The 16,918-nt window shown below is 56.7% G+C and carries 18 protein-coding genes and 1 pseudogene; 6 read left to right on the top strand and 13 right to left on the bottom strand.

Annotated features, from left to right (window positions below; all coding sequences use genetic code 11):
• Positions 1-7 precede the first annotated feature (7 nt).
• Entirely contained in the window at positions 8-346 is a 339-nt protein-coding gene (locus Q0796_RS14025; protein ID WP_298444288.1) for a hypothetical protein, read from the top strand.
• A 21-nt stretch (positions 347-367) separates the two neighbouring features.
• On the opposite strand, the gene Q0796_RS14020 is transcribed toward Q0796_RS14025, so the two are convergent.
• Entirely contained in the window at positions 368-1,264 is an 897-nt protein-coding gene (locus Q0796_RS14020; RefSeq protein ID WP_298444286.1) for a lysine exporter LysO family protein, read from the bottom strand.
• Positions 1,265-1,369: 105 nt separating this feature from the next.
• Between Q0796_RS14020 and Q0796_RS14015 the strand changes: the two genes are divergently transcribed.
• On the top strand, positions 1,370-1,705 hold the full coding sequence (locus Q0796_RS14015) for a glutaredoxin domain-containing protein (protein WP_298444284.1): 336 nt from the start codon (positions 1,370-1,372) through the stop codon (positions 1,703-1,705).
• Here the strand turns inward: Q0796_RS14015 and Q0796_RS14010 are convergent.
• Positions 1,702-1,899, bottom strand: a complete 198-nt coding sequence (locus Q0796_RS14010) for a TIGR02922 family protein (RefSeq protein WP_298444282.1) — start codon at positions 1,897-1,899, stop codon at positions 1,702-1,704. The two genes, Q0796_RS14015 and Q0796_RS14010, sit on opposite strands and share 4 nt — an antisense overlap.
• A gap of 351 nt (positions 1,900-2,250) precedes the next feature.
• On the opposite strand from Q0796_RS14010, the gene Q0796_RS14005 reads away from it, so the two are divergent.
• On the top strand, positions 2,251-3,591 hold the full coding sequence (locus Q0796_RS14005; protein ID WP_298444280.1) for a DEAD/DEAH box helicase: 1,341 nt from the start codon (positions 2,251-2,253) through the stop codon (positions 3,589-3,591).
• Between the two features lie 138 nt (positions 3,592-3,729).
• On the opposite strand, the gene Q0796_RS14000 is transcribed toward Q0796_RS14005, so the two are convergent.
• From Q0796_RS14000 to Q0796_RS13990, 3 genes and pseudogenes are all read right to left on the bottom strand, one after another.
• Complete coding sequence (locus tag Q0796_RS14000; RefSeq protein WP_298444279.1) at positions 3,730-4,386, bottom strand: OmpA family protein; 657 nt, start codon at positions 4,384-4,386, stop codon at positions 3,730-3,732.
• Positions 4,387-4,689: 303 nt separating this feature from the next.
• Positions 4,690-5,037, bottom strand: a complete 348-nt coding sequence (locus tag Q0796_RS13995; RefSeq protein WP_298444277.1) for a ribonuclease E inhibitor RraB — start codon at positions 5,035-5,037, stop codon at positions 4,690-4,692.
• Positions 5,038-5,136: 99 nt separating this feature from the next.
• Positions 5,137-5,394, bottom strand: a pseudogene (locus Q0796_RS13990) (RNA-binding S4 domain-containing protein); the annotation flags it as partial.
• Between the two features lie 154 nt (positions 5,395-5,548).
• Between Q0796_RS13990 and Q0796_RS13985 the strand changes: the two are divergent.
• Positions 5,549-5,881: a hypothetical protein gene (locus Q0796_RS13985; protein WP_298444275.1), complete on the top strand. Its 333-nt coding sequence runs from the start codon at positions 5,549-5,551 to the stop codon at positions 5,879-5,881.
• Positions 5,882-5,973: 92 nt separating this feature from the next.
• Positions 5,974-6,570, top strand: a complete 597-nt coding sequence (locus Q0796_RS13980) for a GNAT family N-acetyltransferase (protein ID WP_298444274.1) — start codon at positions 5,974-5,976, stop codon at positions 6,568-6,570.
• Between the two features lie 9 nt (positions 6,571-6,579).
• On the opposite strand, the gene Q0796_RS13975 is transcribed toward Q0796_RS13980, so the two are convergent.
• The 7 genes from Q0796_RS13975 to Q0796_RS13945 form a co-directional block, all read right to left on the bottom strand.
• Positions 6,580-7,047 (bottom strand): hypothetical protein, encoded by a 468-nt coding sequence (locus tag Q0796_RS13975; RefSeq protein ID WP_298444272.1) that lies wholly within the window; start codon positions 7,045-7,047, stop codon positions 6,580-6,582.
• 157 nt (positions 7,048-7,204) lie between these two features.
• Positions 7,205-7,921 (bottom strand): YebC/PmpR family DNA-binding transcriptional regulator, encoded by a 717-nt coding sequence (locus Q0796_RS13970; protein ID WP_298444270.1) that lies wholly within the window; start codon positions 7,919-7,921, stop codon positions 7,205-7,207.
• Positions 7,922-7,997: 76 nt separating this feature from the next.
• Positions 7,998-8,522: a hypothetical protein gene (locus tag Q0796_RS13965; protein ID WP_298444268.1), complete on the bottom strand. Its 525-nt coding sequence runs from the start codon at positions 8,520-8,522 to the stop codon at positions 7,998-8,000.
• Positions 8,506-8,985 carry a hypothetical protein gene (locus tag Q0796_RS13960; RefSeq protein WP_298444266.1) on the bottom strand — a complete coding sequence of 160 codons (480 nt, stop codon included), beginning with the start codon at positions 8,983-8,985 and terminating at the stop codon, positions 8,506-8,508. The genes Q0796_RS13965 and Q0796_RS13960 overlap by 17 nt, the downstream gene beginning before the upstream one ends.
• Complete coding sequence (locus Q0796_RS13955) at positions 8,982-9,575, bottom strand: hypothetical protein (RefSeq protein ID WP_298444265.1); 594 nt, start codon at positions 9,573-9,575, stop codon at positions 8,982-8,984. Before Q0796_RS13955 ends, Q0796_RS13960 begins: the two co-directional genes overlap by 4 nt.
• Positions 9,576-9,621: 46 nt before the next feature.
• The gene (locus Q0796_RS13950) at positions 9,622-11,340 is read right to left on the bottom strand and encodes a class I SAM-dependent methyltransferase (RefSeq protein WP_298444264.1); all 1,719 of its coding nucleotides are present in this window, start codon (positions 11,338-11,340) and stop codon (positions 9,622-9,624) included.
• Positions 11,341-11,432: 92 nt separating this feature from the next.
• Positions 11,433-12,014 (bottom strand): hypothetical protein, encoded by a 582-nt coding sequence (locus Q0796_RS13945; RefSeq protein WP_298444263.1) that lies wholly within the window; start codon positions 12,012-12,014, stop codon positions 11,433-11,435.
• A 250-nt stretch (positions 12,015-12,264) separates the two neighbouring features.
• On the opposite strand from Q0796_RS13945, the gene Q0796_RS13940 reads away from it, so the two are divergent.
• A complete protein-coding gene (locus Q0796_RS13940; RefSeq protein ID WP_298444262.1) occupies positions 12,265-15,456 on the top strand; it encodes a DEAD/DEAH box helicase in 3,192 nt (1,063 codons plus the stop codon).
• Positions 15,457-15,542: 86 nt separating this feature from the next.
• On the opposite strand, the gene Q0796_RS13935 is transcribed toward Q0796_RS13940, so the two are convergent.
• A complete protein-coding gene (locus Q0796_RS13935) occupies positions 15,543-16,838 on the bottom strand; it encodes an amidohydrolase (protein WP_298444261.1) in 1,296 nt (431 codons plus the stop codon).
• Between the last annotated feature and the right edge of the window lie 80 nt (positions 16,839-16,918).

Here is a 16,918-nt window from a genome sequence, read left to right as displayed (position 1 = left end):
GCAACAGATGGCTTTAGCAAAACTGAGTTTGGTGATGACCGCGACGTTATTAAGCGCCGCCGCATGGGGCCAAAGCCCGATCATTTACGTGTGTGAAAACGGCGCCAGCGAACGTCGGGTGGAGGTGCGCTACCCCAGCGGCCAGCCATTGCCATGCGAAGTGCATTACAGCAAATCGGGCACCACCGAACTGTTGTGGTCGGCGCAGAACACCCCGGGCTACTGCCGTGATAAAGCGCAAACCTTTGTGGCACAACAGCGCCAATGGGGTTGGCAGTGCCAACCGCTGGATCTTGCCCCCAGTGACGCTGCACCGGCTGTCGAGCCCGAGCCGCTGACCGAGTAACAGGCCGCTGGCGCTGCTGCCTTAGCCCCAGCTTAAAAACAGCGGGATCAAAATGGGCCCCGCTAACGACAGCAAAAAGCCACTCACAATGGCCACCGGTACCGTGGCGGCACCGCCACTGCGCTGGATCACCGGTAAGGTGAAATCCATCGCGGTGGCGCCGCCATAGCCAATGGCGCTGGCGGGGCTGCGCGGCATCAGCATTGGGATCAGAATGATCGCCACCAGCTCGCGCGCCAGATCGGTTAAGAAGGCAATGGAGCCCATCATCGGCCCCAGCTCTTGGCTGATCATCGCCCCAGATAACGAATACCAGCCCACCCCAGAAGCCAGCGCCAAGCCATGATGCAGTGGCAGCTCAAACCCCCATGCGGTGGCGGCGCCCGCGGCCAAACTGGTGAGCAACACCACGGCGGCGATGGCCAAACCACGGGGGTTGAGCACAATTTGCCGCAGTGTCATGTTCGCAGCTCGCATCTGAATGCCGATCAGCAACAGCAGCAGCATTAAAATGGCCATCGCCAATTGATCCAGCCAAGAATGGGGCACCTTAATCAACAGCCCCAGTACAAAGCCCGCCAACACCACCAGCGCCAATTGCAAGGATTCCGCCGCCATCGCCAAGGTGTTGCTGTCGCCACGGCGCGCAGTGATCTGCAGCGGCAATAGCCGATCCAGCAGCGGCAACAGCGCCAGGTTGGCGACTAAGGTTAGGCCGACTAACACGGCAACGATGCTGGCGATGGTGCCGATCTCTTGGCCTAGGTTATCCAGCCCTGCCAGCCCCATGCCCATAATGGCGAGGATCAGATAGATCAGTGCGGTAAGGCTGCGATCGATGAGTTGCAGCCCTTTGGGGTTAGTAAGCTTAAATAGGTAGCCTAGCAGCAGCGGCGAAAGGATGATCAGCGTGTCCAAGAGGCACCTTATTGACAGTAATGGGTTGGGACTTAAAGCGATGACCCGCTAGGCTATCAGTCTGCTGGAACACCAACAAGCGCAGAGGTTTAATTGGATAAACGGATGGGATGGGCACTGGCGGCGCTGTTGATGTTGTTGCTGGCATTGGCGCTGCGACAGTTGTCGGCAGGGGATCGCTTGGGGGCGCAGCTGCAGCAGCAACATCAAGCGAAGGTGCTGATGTACGGTGCCAGTTGGTGTGGGGTTTGTGCGCGAGCGCGGCGAGATTTTGCCGCCGCCGGGATTGAATATACCGAGTTAGATGTGGACAGCAGCGCCGAAAACAACCACCAGTTTCGACAACTGGGTGGGGTGGCCGTGCCATTATTTGTGGTGAATGGCCGAGTCTATCGTGGTTACAATCGGCAGCAACTGGTGCGGGCGCTGGCGGCCAACTAAGCGGTGCGCTCGCCCACCAAATTCAGCACTTCCACATTGCCACCAAGAACCGCAATGATCGATTTGCCGACGCGAAACTGGGGTGGGATCACCACGCGACCGGACGGCCCCATCTCTAAATCTTTTAGCAGCGCTTTTTCCATCACTAAAGAGTTTTCATCGTAATAGAGCACGCTAACGTCAATCGCATTCATTGTGGTTGTTCTCCAATCTAGTGGTTGCTGCTGCAAAGCCGTATTGATGGATCCCGCCTTGCAATCAACATAGCAAAGACTGTGGTTGAGTTATGTCGCTTAGATTGCGCCATGGCGGTGAGGGTAACCCCCCACGGCACGGGGCTAACAGGGCACCGGAACAACACAATCTTGCGCCCTGTTTACATTGCTGCGGCGGTGCTGGTGGTTCGCCGCAGGGTTGATCAGAGCATAGACCAGTGTAGACCCTGTTGATGTAGGTCAATGGTTGCCAACGAAAAGTAGGCAATTGCCCCTTGTGACGGCCATTTCGAGGTATAATTGCGGTTTTACCCCGCTGTGGAGCCTGCCTTGCACTTTTCCGAGCTGGCGTTAGACCAACGCCTGTTAACTACCGTTGAACACTTGGGTTTTGCCCAAGCGACTGAAATTCAGCAAAAAGCCATTCCTGCCGCTGTGGCTGGCAAAGATCTTTTGGCCTCGTCTCGTACCGGTTCCGGTAAGACTTTGGCGTACCTGTTGCCTGCGATGCAACGGGTGATCAAATCCAGAGCCCTGTCGAAAAAGGATCCGCGCGTGCTGATCTTGGCGCCAACTCGCGAGTTAGCCAAGCAGGTCTACGGCCAGTTGCGCTTGGTGGTGTCGAACACGCAGTACAAGTCAGAACTGATCCTTGGTGGTGAAGATTTTAACCAGCAAAGCAAAGCGCTGGCGCGGGATCCACACTTTGTGGTGGCGACCCCTGGCCGTTTGGCGGATCACTTAGAACATGGCCACCTGTACCTGAAAGGGTTAGAGCTGCTGATCTTAGATGAAGCGGATCGGATGCTGGATCTGGGTTTTGATAAGCAGCTGACGGCCATCAACAAAGCCGCCGATCACCGCAAACGGCAAACGCTGTTGTTTTCGGCCACCTTGGATCACGCCCAAGTAAACCAGTTTGCTGCTGATATGTTGGATTCGCCGCTGCGTATTCGCATTGACGACGAAGCGCAGGTGCATGCCGACATTAACCATCGGTTCCTGTTCTCTGATCACTTGGGCCACAAAGAAGCGCAGTTGCAAGCCTTGCTGCAGCGCCAAGACTTTACCCAGCTGATTGTGTTTACCGCCACCCGTGGTGACACCGATCGCTTGGCCAAGTTGATTGCCGATTGGGGCCACACCACCTTGGCGCTGTCTGGCGATCTAAACCAAGGCCAGCGTAACGGCATCATGCAGGACTTTGCCGCCGGTAAGGCGCAAATTTTGATTACCACCGATGTCGCCAGCCGTGGTTTGGACATCGCCCGCGTGTCCCACGTCATCAACTTCGATTTGCCAAAGCACTGCGAAGAGTACGTACACCGCGTTGGCCGTACGGGCCGTGCGGGCGCCAAAGGCGACGCCTTATCGCTGGTTGGGCCAAAAGATTGGGTTAACTTTAAGGCGCTGGAAGCGTTCTTAAACCAAACCTTGGCGTTTGAAGCGATCCCCGATCTGCAGGCCAAGTTCAAAGGCTTTAAGATCAAGAAAGAGAAAGCGGCACCGAAAGCCAAAGGCGCGGTGAAAGCCAAGCCACAGCAGAAGAAAAAGACGGGGCCGAAGAAGGTACTGAAGAAGGTACTGACCGAGGTGGGTGACGCGCCGATGATGGTGCGGAAAAAGCCAATGAAACCAGACATCGACAACAGCGTTGATCTGGAAGATTGAGCGCCGCGTTCGCGCCTTCAGCCTGAACCGCTGACAATGGCAGAGCGATAAAAAAGACGAGCTTGGGCTCGTCTTTTTTGTGCGCGCTGGGCAGGGGGCGTTGGTAGCCGTCCGCTTAGCCTCAGCCCGTGGCCGCCATTACGGGGTTGGGATCAGCAAGATCTCAACTCGGCGGTTTTGGGCACGGCCGGCGGCACTGTCGTTGCTGGCGATAGGGCGCAGCGGGCCGTAACCAGCGGTGCTGATGCGGTAGCTGCTTACCCCTTGGCGAGTCAGTTCAGCCGCCACGGCTTCAGCGCGGGCAATCGACAGGCGCTGGTTTAAGTCGGCGCCACCGGTGCTGTCGGTGTGGCCGGTCACTTCAAGGCGGGTTTTATTGAACTTAGCAACCACCATCGCCACCCCAGACAGGGTGTTGACCGCCGCGTATTGCAGATCGGATTTGCCCGAGGCGAAGGTCAGGGTGTTTGGCAACACCAGCTGAATGTTGTCGCCTTGGCGCACCACGCTTACACCGGTGCCCGCCAGTTGATCGCGCAGCTGCGCTTCTTGCTTATCCATGTAGTGGCCTGCGCCGCCGCCTAAGGCACCACCGGCAACGGCACCAATCAGGGCCCCTTTACCGCGATCGCTTTTTGATGAGCTGGCCAAGCCGATCAGTGCGCCCGCTAATGCGCCGCCTACAGCGCCTTTGGTGGCGTTAGAGGTTTTCTGCTCGCCAGTGTAAGGATCGGTGCTGGCACAGCCAGCTAACATGGCTACACACAACATGGCAGCGGTAGTACGAAATTTCATTGGCAGTTCTCACTGTGTTGACCAAAGAGCGCATTGTGCCACTCGCTCCGTGCGGTGGCAGCGTTCTTTACGTTGTTTATAAAGTTGTTGCTAACGGTGTTATCTAATTGATTGACCGCAACGGCTCGGGAAAGTTTGCATGCCATGATGATAGTTTGCTGCGATGTGGTTACAACCGTTCTGGTGAACAGCATTGATGTTATTGATGGATATGGCTTTTAAATCATACCCGATGCCGCAACTAGGCAGAGGTAAAAACAGTAACGGCGCCCTTAGGGCGCCGTTATGCTTCACTCGATGCGATTATTCGTCGTCGATCTCGTCTTCTGGCTCGAGCATCCCCCAGCCATCAGTTTTGCCTTTAAACTGCTTACAAAGCTTGGACAAAATGAGTTCAATTTCGGTGATTTTGCCGTGCTCTGGCACCATCTCTTGTTGCAGGCGCAGTTCCCACATCTGGGCATCATCCGAGAAGTTAACGAACAAGCCCGCGCCATCAAATTCACGACCAACTCGTTCTGCCGCCGCTTTTGCTTGCTCTTCGGTGGAAAAGACCACGTAAAAATCAAGCATGTAGCTTTGGTCTAGGGCGATCCCTTCGGCTTGCATCAGCTCAAGCAGCTCGCCATTGGCGTCATTTGGAAAAGACATATTCGGTTCCTATTAAAACTTGATAGAAGGGCGGCCCTTGGGCTTAGCCGGTTTCGGTGCTTTTACCGGTTTTACCCGTTCGCTGGCAGGGCGAGTGTTGGCGGCAATCAGTAACGATTCGTCGCCAAAGATAACGTTGTCGCCCACCACCAGTTTGCGTCGTTTGCGGGTTTCCACTTCGTGGTTTACCAGCACATGACCGTCGGCGATCAGCAGTTTGGCTTCGCCACCACCGCCAACCCAGCCTTGGATCTTCAGCACCTTATAAAGCTCGATAAACTCATCGCCAGGATGAAGTTCCAATACCTGTGTGGCCACAACAGCCCTCAAATCAGCAAAAATCAAAGATGGCGGCATTATAGCGACTTTCGCCGGATCACGGGCATTAATCCTCAGCAAAATCCGCTGTCATTGAGTGCCAGTTAACAGAACGTAAAAACGCCGTTGCGATGGTTGGTGCGGCCATGATACTCAAGCCCCAAAGAGACAGGGGAAACCGTAGGGAAAATTGATGCGGCAGATTGAGATTGAACTGACTGAAGGCAATATTAAACACCACCATTTTTACTTGGGGCAGCACCTGCAATTCTTCCCCAGCCAGAGCATTGGCGGCTCCTGTCGCAGCGCCGACATGACGCTGTTGCTACAGTTAGGCAGCAGCGAGGTGCAGCAGATCCACACCGACATCGATGGCAGCAATAACGTTTTTCGTCAGCACAGTTGGATGGCGGATTTTTTCAGCGAACACCGATTGCAAGCGCGGGATCGGATCGTGATAAAACGTTTGGCCAGCGGCCAATATCAGGTGTTGGCGCGCAAAATGACGCCGCCAAGTCGCGGCTAAACCGCCGCTGGCGACCGGCCGAGTTCATGGCCAAAGTCATCGAGTGGAGCGGCGCCATGCTGGGCCACAGGTACAGGGGATCAGGAGCCGCTATGTCACACGCTTTGCCACTGGATCAGATTGTCATTACGCCGTTACAGCCGTCGCATTATGCTGGGGTGGTTCGCTTGGGCAATCAGGTGCACGGCAGTGGCTACTTGACCGTAGAGAGCTTGCAACGGTTGGCGCAAAAAAGCCTCAAGGGCGGCATCAACTGCAGCTTTGTGGCCTGTTTGCATGAGCAAGTGATCGGCTTTCGCCTGACCTACGCCAACGGCAACTGGCAGCCGGATCAGTGGTGCAGCCAAGCGCAGTGGCCAGTGGCGGCGGCTCAGGTGTGTTACTTCAAGTGCAACACCGTTGCCCAGCCCTATCGAGGCCGCGGTTTAGGCAGTGCGTTGTTGAAGCGTTCGGTGGCGGCGGCCAAGCGCCAAGGGGCTCGCGCAGGCTTGGCTCACGTTTGGCGGCAAAGCCCCGGCAACAGCGCCTTTTTGTACTTCAGCCGCTGCGGTGGCGAGCTGATTGCGGATCACCCCAATAAGTGGCTGGCAGACGCAGGCTATCACTGCGTTGTCTGCCAAGGGCCCTGTCGCTGCGTGGCGGCAGAGATGTTGTTGCCGTTTGCTCAGCCCCGTTATCAGGAGCTGTAGCGGGTGGGCTTAATCGCCGTGATAGGGCAGCGGCCACAGTGGGATCAACAACAGCCGGGTGAGCCACAGGCCAAGGGCAAGCACGTCATAAGCCAGCCAACCCAGTAACACCCCCAGCGCAAACCAATGGCCACTGATCAAAGTGGCCGCTAAGCCCAAGGCCGCCAGTACCGCAGTACATAGGGTGGCCACCGAGCGACCGCTGCGTTGCAGCACATTGTGATGCAGGCTGCCCAGCGCGGTGTTAAGCAGATAGCCGCCAATAAACACAAACATCAGCACCGTTTCGTACAGGTGCATCGTCTGTTGCCACTGGGGATCCGCGGGCAGTTGCAGCCAGCGCCCCAGCATTACCGGCACGCCCAACACCATCGCCACAATCAAGAGGTTTAGGCACAATGCCTGCACCGGTTCCAAGGTTCGCAGCGCCGGCGAGTGCGGCGCCAAGAAGCGTCGTAGTACAAGGGAAGTAAGCATAAACAACCGAAAAGAGTAAGGCCTAACCGGCGGATCGTCGCGATTGCCCAGTGGCGGGATCGCGCCAGTTAGGGTAACAAGCGGGTTAGCAACGGTGCGCCTAAAAAAACAGGGGGAAGCATAACGCTTCCCCCTGCATTTTGACGCTCACAACGGCTTACAGCTCGGCGTTGTGGTACACGTTTTGTACGTCGTCGCAATCTTCCAGCGCATTGATGAACTTGTCGAAGGCCGCCAAGTCATCGCCTTCCACCTTGGTGTAGGTTTGTGGCGCAAAGGTGATCTCTTCCATCTCAAATTCCACCCCTGGCAGGGCGTTGCTGAGCGAGGTTTTCACCTTGAAGAATTCGGTGTGGGGGGCGAATACGGTGGTCATGCCGTCTTCCACTTCCACATCGGTTACGTCCACGTCGTCCATCATCAGGATCTCAAGGATGCCGTCTTCGTCATCGCCGGCAAAGGCGAAGATCGCTTGGTGATCGAACATGTGGGCACAGGTGCCTGGGCTACCCAGCTTGGCGTCGTTCTTTACAAACGCTTGGCGTACTTCGGTGAAAGTACGTTTGTTGTTGTCGGTCAGACAGTCAACGATCACCATGGTGTTACCCGGGCCAAAGCCTTCGTAACGCATCGCTTCGTAATCTTCGCCAGCGCCACCTGCTGCTTTGGCAATGGCTTTTTCAATCACGTGGGAAGGAACCTGTTCCTTCTTAGCACGCTCGATCAAGCCGCGCAGTGCGAGGTTGGCTTCTGGATCCGGTGAGCCGTTTTTGGCTACCACGTAGATCTCTTTACTGTACTTGGAGTAGACCTTGGTTTTAGCACCAGCGGTCTTGGCCATTGAGGCCTTACGAACTTCGAAACTGCGTCCCATCGGAAAATCGCTCTTAAGTTGGTTCAAATATGCTGGTGGGCAAGTTTAACAGCTCAGCGGGGAAGGGCAAAACGCCCTACCTCGGCAGGTGCTGGCTAATTTTATAGAAGTACTGCGCCAACGCATTCAGGGTCAGGCATTGGTGGTAATCGCCGATCTGGTGCTCATCAATGCTAAAGGTGGCCTGTTCGCCGTCTGCTGCGGTATGCACGCCGATTGCGTTAGGAAGATCAAAGGTGAGCCAGGTGAACATCACGATGCCGCGGTCAGAGAAGCCGCTCGCCTGCTGTGCTTGTTCGTCACTACCACAGAGGATCCGCCCATCGGTTACCTCAGGCTCTGGTGTGTTGAACCACTTCGCCAGAAAACGACGCTCGATTTGATCGATCAGGTGATCATTAAGCCCAACTTGTGCCAGCGGCAGCTCAAGATAATAGGCCAAGAGCGCTTGCAGGTAGTGCGCGATAGGTTGCGGCGAATCAACCTGGCATAAGTCCAGTTGCGGGCAGTGCTGCATCCGCAATTGCTGCTCCGCTTCGCTCAGCTCATCGTCGTAGGGCGGGATCGGCTGTGGCGGCTGTCTGTTAATGTTTAGGATCATGCTTCTCTTCATTACCTTCTAACCAAGCGGTTCTCATTGCTGAGAAAAACACTCCCTGAGCGTCGGGCGCAATAGGGCAGGATGGATTGGGATCTTGCTTGGCTTGAACTTCGAGTGCGCGCTGGATCCCAGCTTGGTAGACCCCGAAGCTGTAATCGCCGCTGGCGCCACAAATGTATTCTTGTATGAGCCAATCAAAATCGACCCCTTCCACGGGCGGCCGGTGTTCGATGCCGGGGTAGGCCTGTTCAAATTGAGCCAGTAACCGCTGCTGTAACTGTTGTGACGGTGAGCCGGGTTTGTTGTCGCGCCAGCGAATGAGATCTTGATAGCAAGCGGTAACCAATTCCGCGTCGGTGAGCACGCGATCGCAGTGAAACTCATTGTTGTCGGCACTGCCCAGCGGTTGGGAACGAAGGCAGTTCAGCAGCTGCTGCAGCGGTGAGTCGGCAGGGATCGTCATTGCTGTGGCTCCAGATCCCATGGCATCGGTTGCTGAAACCACAGCAGATCCAATTGGCGCAGCGTGCGATCTGAATTTTGCAATTGCTGGTGGCAACGGGTGATCAACGCGGGGTAGTGCTGCTGCATGTTTTTCACTTGCTTGCTGCTGTTGTACGCCACTTTGATGCCGGCGCCGTTAAGAATACGCCGATCCAATATCGGGATCAGATCCAGAAAGTGGGCAGCCAGCAGCGCCGAGCAGTAAGAGGGGCCAAAGCCGCTTATTTCGGTTTCTGGCTTCTGGGTTAACGCCAACATCTCCTCGCACAGGGTGATCAATTGTTGCAGCTCGGCCGCGTGCAGCGATTTCAGGGTTTTGCCCGCAAATCGCTGATGCAATTGGCGCATGATCGATTCGTAGGCGGGCAGCTTTTGTTGTAACGCCTGTTTTGGCTCGGTGATTGAGGCATTGCCGCCTTTGAAGTTGCTGATGTGGATCAGATCTTCAACGCTCAGTTGATGGCGGCTTGCCTTCGCCTTAATGAAATCTTGGTAGTGTTCCATGGCGTTATTGAGGCGCTGCCAGCGCTTGTTCGCGGTATTCGTCATTGTCTGGTTCCATCATTTTGTGGCGCGATGGCGCCGCTGCGCCAAATCACCATTCGCGCACCAGCAAGCGTGATTTGACCCCTTGGCATTGAAAACTCATCGCTTCAAAGACCGCCTCGAATTCGCCACAGCCTAGCGGCAAGTTGGGCAACGATAAGCTGGCTTGCTGGAAGAAGCGGCGCTGCTCTGTTGGCTCGGCAAACGCCAACTGCCACCAATCGAGAATGCGGGTTTTACTGGCATTGAGCCGATATTGGCTGGGTAGGCGTGCGGATTTTTTTAAGTTCTCTTGGGCGCTGCTGGGCAGCAGATTCCAATCGTCGTTATTGGGCCAGTAGGCGAACGGTAAGCAGTGATCCATGTGGCGCTGATGAGCGGCTAAGACGGTGCCACTCCAAACGCTGCGAATGCGATGCCCCTGTTGTTCCAACTGCGCCGCTTTTTGCTGCATCGCTCGGGTATTGTGCTCTGGGTTAAGCCACGCCAGATGGCGGTGGTAGAAATCCAAATTGATGGCAAGGTTGGCTTCGCGGTCGTGATTGCGGGCGTAGCCGCGCATTTCGTTAACCCATTGGTTTACGACCAGCGGCTCAATCCAGCTGTGATAAAGGCGCAAGCAGTCCCATAGGCTTTCGCTTAGGGTGAATTGGCCAAAACGGCTGAAAAAAGGCTGGTCAAGCACCACCGAATCGGCTTTGCGGCGACGTTGGCGCAGGATATTGAAGTAGGGTTGGCTTTTGTCGTTGCCTTGATAGGTGAAGGCGACCGGCCCAACTTTGATGGTGTGGATGATGTCCCCCAGCACCTGTTGCAGCGCTTGCGCTTCCTTGCCCTGAAATAGCGCACCAATTTGCAGATCATCCGCCTTGAGGTGACGCAGTTGCGCCCACGGCGCTTTGATGAAGCCCAATTGAGTGTTGGGGTTGCTGTGCTGTTGTAACTGCCCATCATCCACCAGCCGTTTGAATTGGCGCAGCCAATACAGTGCCACCAGCCCCAGCGGCAGTGCCACTTGACCATCGCTGCGATCGACAACGGCACCGGGGTGGGCATCCGCGATACGCAATAAGGTGCGTAGCAGTGCCAATTTGTAAGTGGCGCTTTTACTGTCATTAACGATGATGTGGCGCACCCGAGTGAGATCGCCGCTGCCATCGTCTGGCAAGGTCAGTACCACGGTTTGCCACTGCACGGCACTGCGGCCGAGTTGGTCGTTGCCCAGTGGGGTTTCCACAACGATTTTCAGTGCCTGATCTTGGGCGAATTGGCTGATCTGGTCGACGCTGACCGGATGGGCGCTGCGGCCATCGGTAAAGTCGCCGTGGCGCAAGGTGATCACCAGTTTGCCGTTGGCTGCTAGCAGCTTTGCCAGTTTTCGGAAGGCACGTTGGCGCTCGCTGGCATTCAGGTGCATCCACACGGCACTGACCAGAATCAGATCAAACTGGATCCCAAGGGCTTGGGCGGCGGTTAATTCTGGTAAGCGATCATCCAGCCACTGCACCGAGCCATCCGTTAACGCAGCGCAGTGTTGTTTGCCTTTATTGCGCAAATTTTTACTGGGCTCGATGGCAATCACACTGCATTGCCGCTGCGCCATAAAGCGGGCATCGCGGCCATTGCCAGCGCCCACATCCAGCACGCGCATGCCCGCTTGCGGCCAGTGGGCTTGCCAATCTTGGTGAACGCTTTCAAAGCTGACGCGGCCATATTCGGCATCAAGCCGATCGGCGTGCTGGTGATAAAAGTGGATGTTTGACGACACGGGTTAATTAACCAATACAACAATCGGTTAATTGTACTCGAATGGGGGTGTCAGAAAATAGGGCGGCTCAGTTAAGAGCCGCAGGAGCGGGGTTAACGGGCGTTCAAACTGGCCGCCAATTGCTGCAGCATTTTTAGCTCGGCAGGGGTAGGCAGGTATTTTTCTTCGCAGCGGGGATCGGTTTTTTGCAGCACCTGCTTTACCTGCAGCGACAGCGGGATCGGATCGCAGCCGTGATCGCTTTCGCAGATAAAGTCGAATTTCTGCTCGGCCTTAATGTGGCACGCAAAGCAGTTGCCGCCGAAACGGTTTACCACATCAACAAAACCGCGTTTATCGATCTTAGTGCCCTGAGGCGACACACTCAGTTCGAAAAATTCCCAATCATTAGTGGCGGCGTTAAAGCCCTTGGGGTGCTTCACCATCACTTCGGTCGGCACCAACTGCACCACCGAACCCGGCGGGTATTGGCCTTGTTCGGCTGTTGCCACTGCCACGGTGTCGGCCAGTTTGCCCGCAATCAAGTTGTCGACGTAGAAGCCGCGCACTGGGGTCATGTCGGTAACGCATTGAAAGCTGTCGCTGCTGATCGACAGGGGTTCATTGGCATGGGCACTGCCAAGGACGAAGGCCAGTAGCAGGCCGCTTAGGTGACGCAAAGGGCGAAGGGTCATGTTGGCGATTCCGGTTGTTAAGTTGCCACAAATTTAATTGTGCGCAATTCAAATTGCAAGGGCCAACGCCAATAACCCTGTATTTAATAAGGTTAGTGTGTGGTTCGCGGCGCTTGAGCATCAACAAGCAACGGCCGCTGGCAAATTCAACGTTTGCATTAAGCGGTGCTGGTTTTTTCTAGCTGGCGCAAACGAGGAGGGATCTGAGGGTGATACACTGGACAGATCTGTGCTTAATTGATTGCTCACTGTGACTCTGATTTTTGATGCGGCAAGGCTAGGCCGTTTATTTGAAGCCAATACTTTTGCCCGTGGCGAAGCCTACTTCGAGCGGGGCAAGGTGCTGTATTGCGAAGTAGAACCGCAAGGGCGGCGCGTATTTGGCGAAGTGTCGGGCAACTACAGCCGCGATTACGAAGTGTCGGTGGCGTTCAGCAAAACCGGCTTTACCAGCGAATGCAGCTGCCCCGTAGGCAGCCGTTGCAAGCACGCCGTGGCGCTGTTGCTGGCGGCGCTGGAACAAGACGGCGGTACCGATACCCTTTATCAACGCTGGCTGGGTCGGGTCGATAAAATCCTCAATCCGCCCAAATGGGCCGCGGGCGAGCAGCCACAGCTGGATAAGCATCTAGCGGTAAAGCTGCAGCATCAAGACAGTGAGCGCAGCAACCAATCCATCGTCATTAAAACCGGCTATCGGCGTGAGCTGAAAAAGGGCGGCTTAAGCAAGGTGGTGGCGCGATCCCCCCGGGAGCTGCTGGCCAATTTCCATAACGACATCGCCCTGAATGCCTTCGACCGTGAAACCCTGCAGCTGCTGGAAACCGGCACCGAACCCTACAGTCATGGCCCCCGCCATCTGCACTCGGGCCTGCACCAATTGGCGTTGCTGCGTCTGGCCGAGCGGAAGCAGCTGTACTGGGACAATTCCGCGGTTGCCCTCAGCCAAGACAAGCCACGGCGGTTGCAGTGGCACTGGCAGCAAGAGGGGGCCAACAAGGTGCTGGAGTTGCAACTGGAAGGCTGCCACAGCTGGCAGTTACTGCCGTTTCTGCAGCCGTGGTATCTGGACGTAGACAACCATCAATTTGGCCCGCTTGAGACCCCGCTGGCCACCGAACTGCTGCACCAACTGGCCAGCTTACCGGGCTTGTCAGAGGAATCCGCGCAGCACTTTTCCAGCACCGTGTTGGGGCAATACAGCAGCACCGACATCGTGTTGCCGGGCAAACGGGCAGAGCAAGAGCTGATCGCTCCGCTGAAACCGCAACTGCAGCTGTGGCGCCGCCAAGGGCAGTATGTGGCGGCGTTTTCCTTTGGTTATGACGACGTGCGCCTGAGCCCGCGGCTGTTGCCCAAGCCCGAACATCGTTTGTTTAACAGCGACCGTGGGGCGTTGTGGGTGCAGCGCGATCACCACAACGAGCAAGAAGCGTTTTGGCAGCTGGAGCAGTTTCCGCTGGAGGTGTGCAGCGACGCCGATGAACACGTGCCGCTGTTGCTGCAAACCACCGAAGCCAACCCCCGCGCCTTCTGGCAACAATGGCTGGGGCAGTGGCGCGAGGTGTTAGAACAGCAAGGGTGGGAGATCACCTTAGCTGAGGATCTGGATCTGGAACCGGTGAAACTGACCGGCTTTGCCCTGAACATCGAACAACACGACAGCTGGTTTGATCTGGGGCTGAGTGTCGAACTGGAAGGGCAATCGGTGTCGCTGGTGCCGCTGCTGTTGAAGTGGCTGGCCAGCAACCGCGACTGGCGTGAACCACGGCAAGATCTGTTACTGGAACGCGATCATGGCGCGCCGCTGCAGATCGGTTACCAAGCGTTAAAACCGATTTTATCGGTGTTGGCCGAGCTGGCTGATGGCAAACCCCGTGACACGGTGCAGCTGAAACAACACCAATTGGCGCTGCTGCCGGAAGACGGCCCCAACAGCCAATGGCACAGCGACGAAGGTTTAAAACAGCTGGCGCAATGTCTGCACGATTTTGATGGCATTGCCGCCGTGGCGCCGCCGGTAGGGTTGCAAGCCGAGCTGCGGGAATATCAGCAGCAAGGGCTTAACTGGTTGAGCTTCTTACACCAGTTTGGCTTTGGTGGGGTGCTGGCGGATGACATGGGGCTAGGCAAAACCATCCAAACCTTGGCGCACCTGCTGCGATTAAAAGAGCAGGGGCAGCTGGCCAAGCCCAGCTTGGTGATCTGCCCAACCAGTTTGGTGGGTAACTGGCGCCGTGAAGCCGCCAAGTTCACCCCAGATCTGAACGTGCTGGTGATCCACGGCAGCCGCCGCGCCGAGGATTTCTCGCGCATTGAGCAGGCGGATCTGGTGATCACCACCTACCCGTTGATCCACCGCGATATCGACACCATGGTGCTGCACGACTTCTCGGTGATTGTGTTGGACGAAGCGCAATCGATTAAAAACCCCAGCGCCAAAGCCACCGTGGCGATTAAAGATCTGCACGCCCAGCAGTGCATCGGTTTAAGTGGTACGCCAATGGAAAACCACCTAGGGGAGCTGTGGTCGCTGTACGATTTTGTGCTGCCGGGGTTCTTGGGCAGCTTGGCGCATTTTAACCGCCACTACCGCAAGCCGATTGAACAGTTTGCCGATGAAGACGTACAGCAATGGCTGCTGCGGAAGATCAGCCCGTTTATGTTGCGGCGGATTAAGGATCAGGTGGCCACCGAGTTGCCGCCGAAAACCGAGATCATCAAGCGGGTGACCATGCCAGCAGGGCAGCGCACCTTGTACGAATCGGTGCGGGTTACCATGGAAGCCAAGGTGCGCAAGCTGATAGAGCAAAAAGGCTTGGCCAAAAGCCGCATTGAGTTTTTGGATGCGCTGCTGAAGTTGCGCCAGATCTGCTGCGATCCCAAGCTGACCAAGCTGGAACAAGCCGAACAAGTGGACGAAGCCGCGAAGCTGGATTACCTGATGGCGCAACTGCCACAGATGTTGGCCGACGGACGGCGGGTGTTGCTGTTTTCCCAGTTCACCCAAATGCTCAGCCGCATTGAACAGCGTTTGTTAGAGGCGGGCATCGATTACAGCATCCTGACCGGCCAGACTCGAGACCGAGACAGCGCGGTGGCGGCGTTCCAATCCGGCAAGGTGCCGCTGTTCTTGGTGTCGTTGAAAGCCGGCGGGGTTGGCCTGAACCTGACCCAAGCCGATACGGTGATCCACTTTGATCCTTGGTGGAACCCAGCGGCAGAGCAACAAGCCACCGATCGCGCCTACCGCATTGGTCAAGATAAGCCGGTGTTTGTGTATAAGCTGATCTGCGAACACACGGTAGAGGAGCGGGTGCTGGAGCTGCAGCAAAGCAAGCAAGCCTTGGCCGACAGCATGTATGGTCAAGATGTTGAGCTGGGCACCTTAGACGATGGCGAACAGCTGTTGTCGCTGTTCCGTGATGGGCCGCTGGATTAACCGCAGCGGCTGAGGTTCAGCGCCAGGGCAACCACATGGCTGCTCTGGCGCTGCTGCGGCGATTGCAGTGCCAGCTTCGGTTTCAGCTACAGCTTGGGGTTGTTCATCTGCGCCAAGGTCAGCTGGGTTAACGCATTCACCCCAACCGGCAAGGCCGCTTCATCAATGTAAAACTTTGGCGAATGGTTGCTGGGGGCGTGGCGTGGATCCTGCCCTTGCGGGGTCACCCCTAAGAAGAAATACACCCCCGGCACCTGCTGGGCGAAGAAGGAAAAATCCTCAGCGCCGGTGATCAAGCCGGTGTTAACCACCGCTTCACTGCTGCTGTGCTGCGCCAAATAGGGCATGGCCCACTGCGACAGCTGCGGATCATTAACGGTAACGGGGTAGCCCACTTCTACCGTGGTGGCGGCCGTTGCCCCTAGGGAAGCGGCGCTGTTGGCGGCAATCTCTGGCAGGTGCTGATGGATCTGCGCCCGCATCCCCTCATCGAAGGTGCGAATGGTGCCAACCAATTCCACTTGGTCGGGAATGATGTTGCTGCGTACCCCGCCGTGGATCGATCCGAAACTGACGACCGCCGGGGCCTTGGTTATGTCTAGCTGGCGGCTCACCAAGGTTTGTACCGCGTTAATGATGTTGGCGCTGGCAACGATGGGATCGGCGCCATTCCAAGGGCGCGAGCCGTGGGTTTGCTCGCCACTGACGTTAATCACAAACCGATCGGCGCTGGCCATGGCGGGGCCCGATTTCATCCCAATTACGCCCACCGGCAAGGCCGAGGTAACGTGCAAGCCAAAGGCAACGTCGGGCTGATAACGTTGAAATAGCCCCTCTTTCAGCATCAACTCGGCGCCACCTTCTTCACCTTCTGGTGCGCCCTCTTCGGCGGGCTGGAAGACAAACAACACCTTGCCGTTAAGTTGCTGCTTCATCTGCGTCAGCGATTGCGCCACGCCCATTAAGATCGCCACATGGGCGTCGTGGCCACAGGCGTGCATCACCCCCACCTCTTGGCCGCGAAAGGTGGTTTTAGTGGTGGAGGCAAACGGCAGATCCACTTGTTCGGTGACCGGCAGGGCATCCATGTCAGCGCGCAGCATCACCGTGGGCCCCGGTTTGCCGCTGTCCAGCAGTGCCACCACGCCGGTGTGGGCAACGCCGGTGGTGAGCTGCAACCCGAGCTGGCGCAGATGTTCCGCCACGTAAGCGGCGGTGGCGGTTTCGCGGTTAGACAGCTCTGGGTGTTGGTGCAGGTGGCGGCGCCATTCAACAACTTGCGCGGTGAGGCTGGCGTTGTGTTTGGCCAGTGCGTCGCTCTCGCTGGCGTGCGCCGCAGGCAGCAGCGCCAACAGTGCCGTTGCTAACATTCCCTTGTTCATAGTGCATCCCTAGGTGATTGATCCTGTGGCTAACCTAGGGCACTGCGCCGAGATTAACAATGCGGCGCGGGTCGTAAGGG

It is taken from the genome of uncultured Ferrimonas sp., assembly GCF_947489035.1.
Lineage (GTDB): Bacteria > Pseudomonadota > Gammaproteobacteria > Enterobacterales > Shewanellaceae > Ferrimonas.
This window is presented reverse-complemented; position numbering and strand designations above follow the sequence as displayed.

Excerpts from the sequence above, each read along its gene's own strand:
- Q0796_RS13975 (WP_298444272.1), bottom strand. The coding sequence starts at position 7,047 with ATGCTTACTTCCCTTGTACTACGACGCTTCTTGGCGCCGCACTCGCCG.
- Q0796_RS13955 (WP_298444265.1), bottom strand. The coding sequence starts at position 9,575 with ATGACGAATACCGCGAACAAGCGCTGGCAGCGCCTCAATAACGCCATG.
- Q0796_RS13935 (WP_298444261.1), bottom strand. The coding sequence starts at position 16,838 with ATGAACAAGGGAATGTTAGCAACGGCACTGTTGGCGCTGCTGCCTGCG.
- Q0796_RS13970 (WP_298444270.1), bottom strand. The coding sequence starts at position 7,921 with ATGGGACGCAGTTTCGAAGTTCGTAAGGCCTCAATGGCCAAGACCGCT.
- Q0796_RS13945 (WP_298444263.1), bottom strand. The coding sequence starts at position 12,014 with ATGACCCTTCGCCCTTTGCGTCACCTAAGCGGCCTGCTACTGGCCTTC.
- Q0796_RS14000 (WP_298444279.1), bottom strand. The coding sequence starts at position 4,386 with ATGAAATTTCGTACTACCGCTGCCATGTTGTGTGTAGCCATGTTAGCT.
- Q0796_RS13995 (WP_298444277.1), bottom strand. The coding sequence starts at position 5,037 with ATGTCTTTTCCAAATGACGCCAATGGCGAGCTGCTTGAGCTGATGCAA.
- Q0796_RS14010 (WP_298444282.1), bottom strand. The coding sequence starts at position 1,899 with ATGAATGCGATTGACGTTAGCGTGCTCTATTACGATGAAAACTCTTTA.
- Q0796_RS13960 (WP_298444266.1), bottom strand. The coding sequence starts at position 8,985 with ATGACGATCCCTGCCGACTCACCGCTGCAGCAGCTGCTGAACTGCCTT.
- Q0796_RS14015 (WP_298444284.1), top strand. The coding sequence starts at position 1,370 with ATGGGATGGGCACTGGCGGCGCTGTTGATGTTGTTGCTGGCATTGGCG.
- Q0796_RS13985 (WP_298444275.1), top strand. The coding sequence starts at position 5,549 with ATGCGGCAGATTGAGATTGAACTGACTGAAGGCAATATTAAACACCAC.
- Q0796_RS13965 (WP_298444268.1), bottom strand. The coding sequence starts at position 8,522 with ATGATCCTAAACATTAACAGACAGCCGCCACAGCCGATCCCGCCCTAC.
- Q0796_RS13980 (WP_298444274.1), top strand. The coding sequence starts at position 5,974 with ATGTCACACGCTTTGCCACTGGATCAGATTGTCATTACGCCGTTACAG.
- Q0796_RS14025 (WP_298444288.1), top strand. The coding sequence starts at position 8 with ATGGCTTTAGCAAAACTGAGTTTGGTGATGACCGCGACGTTATTAAGC.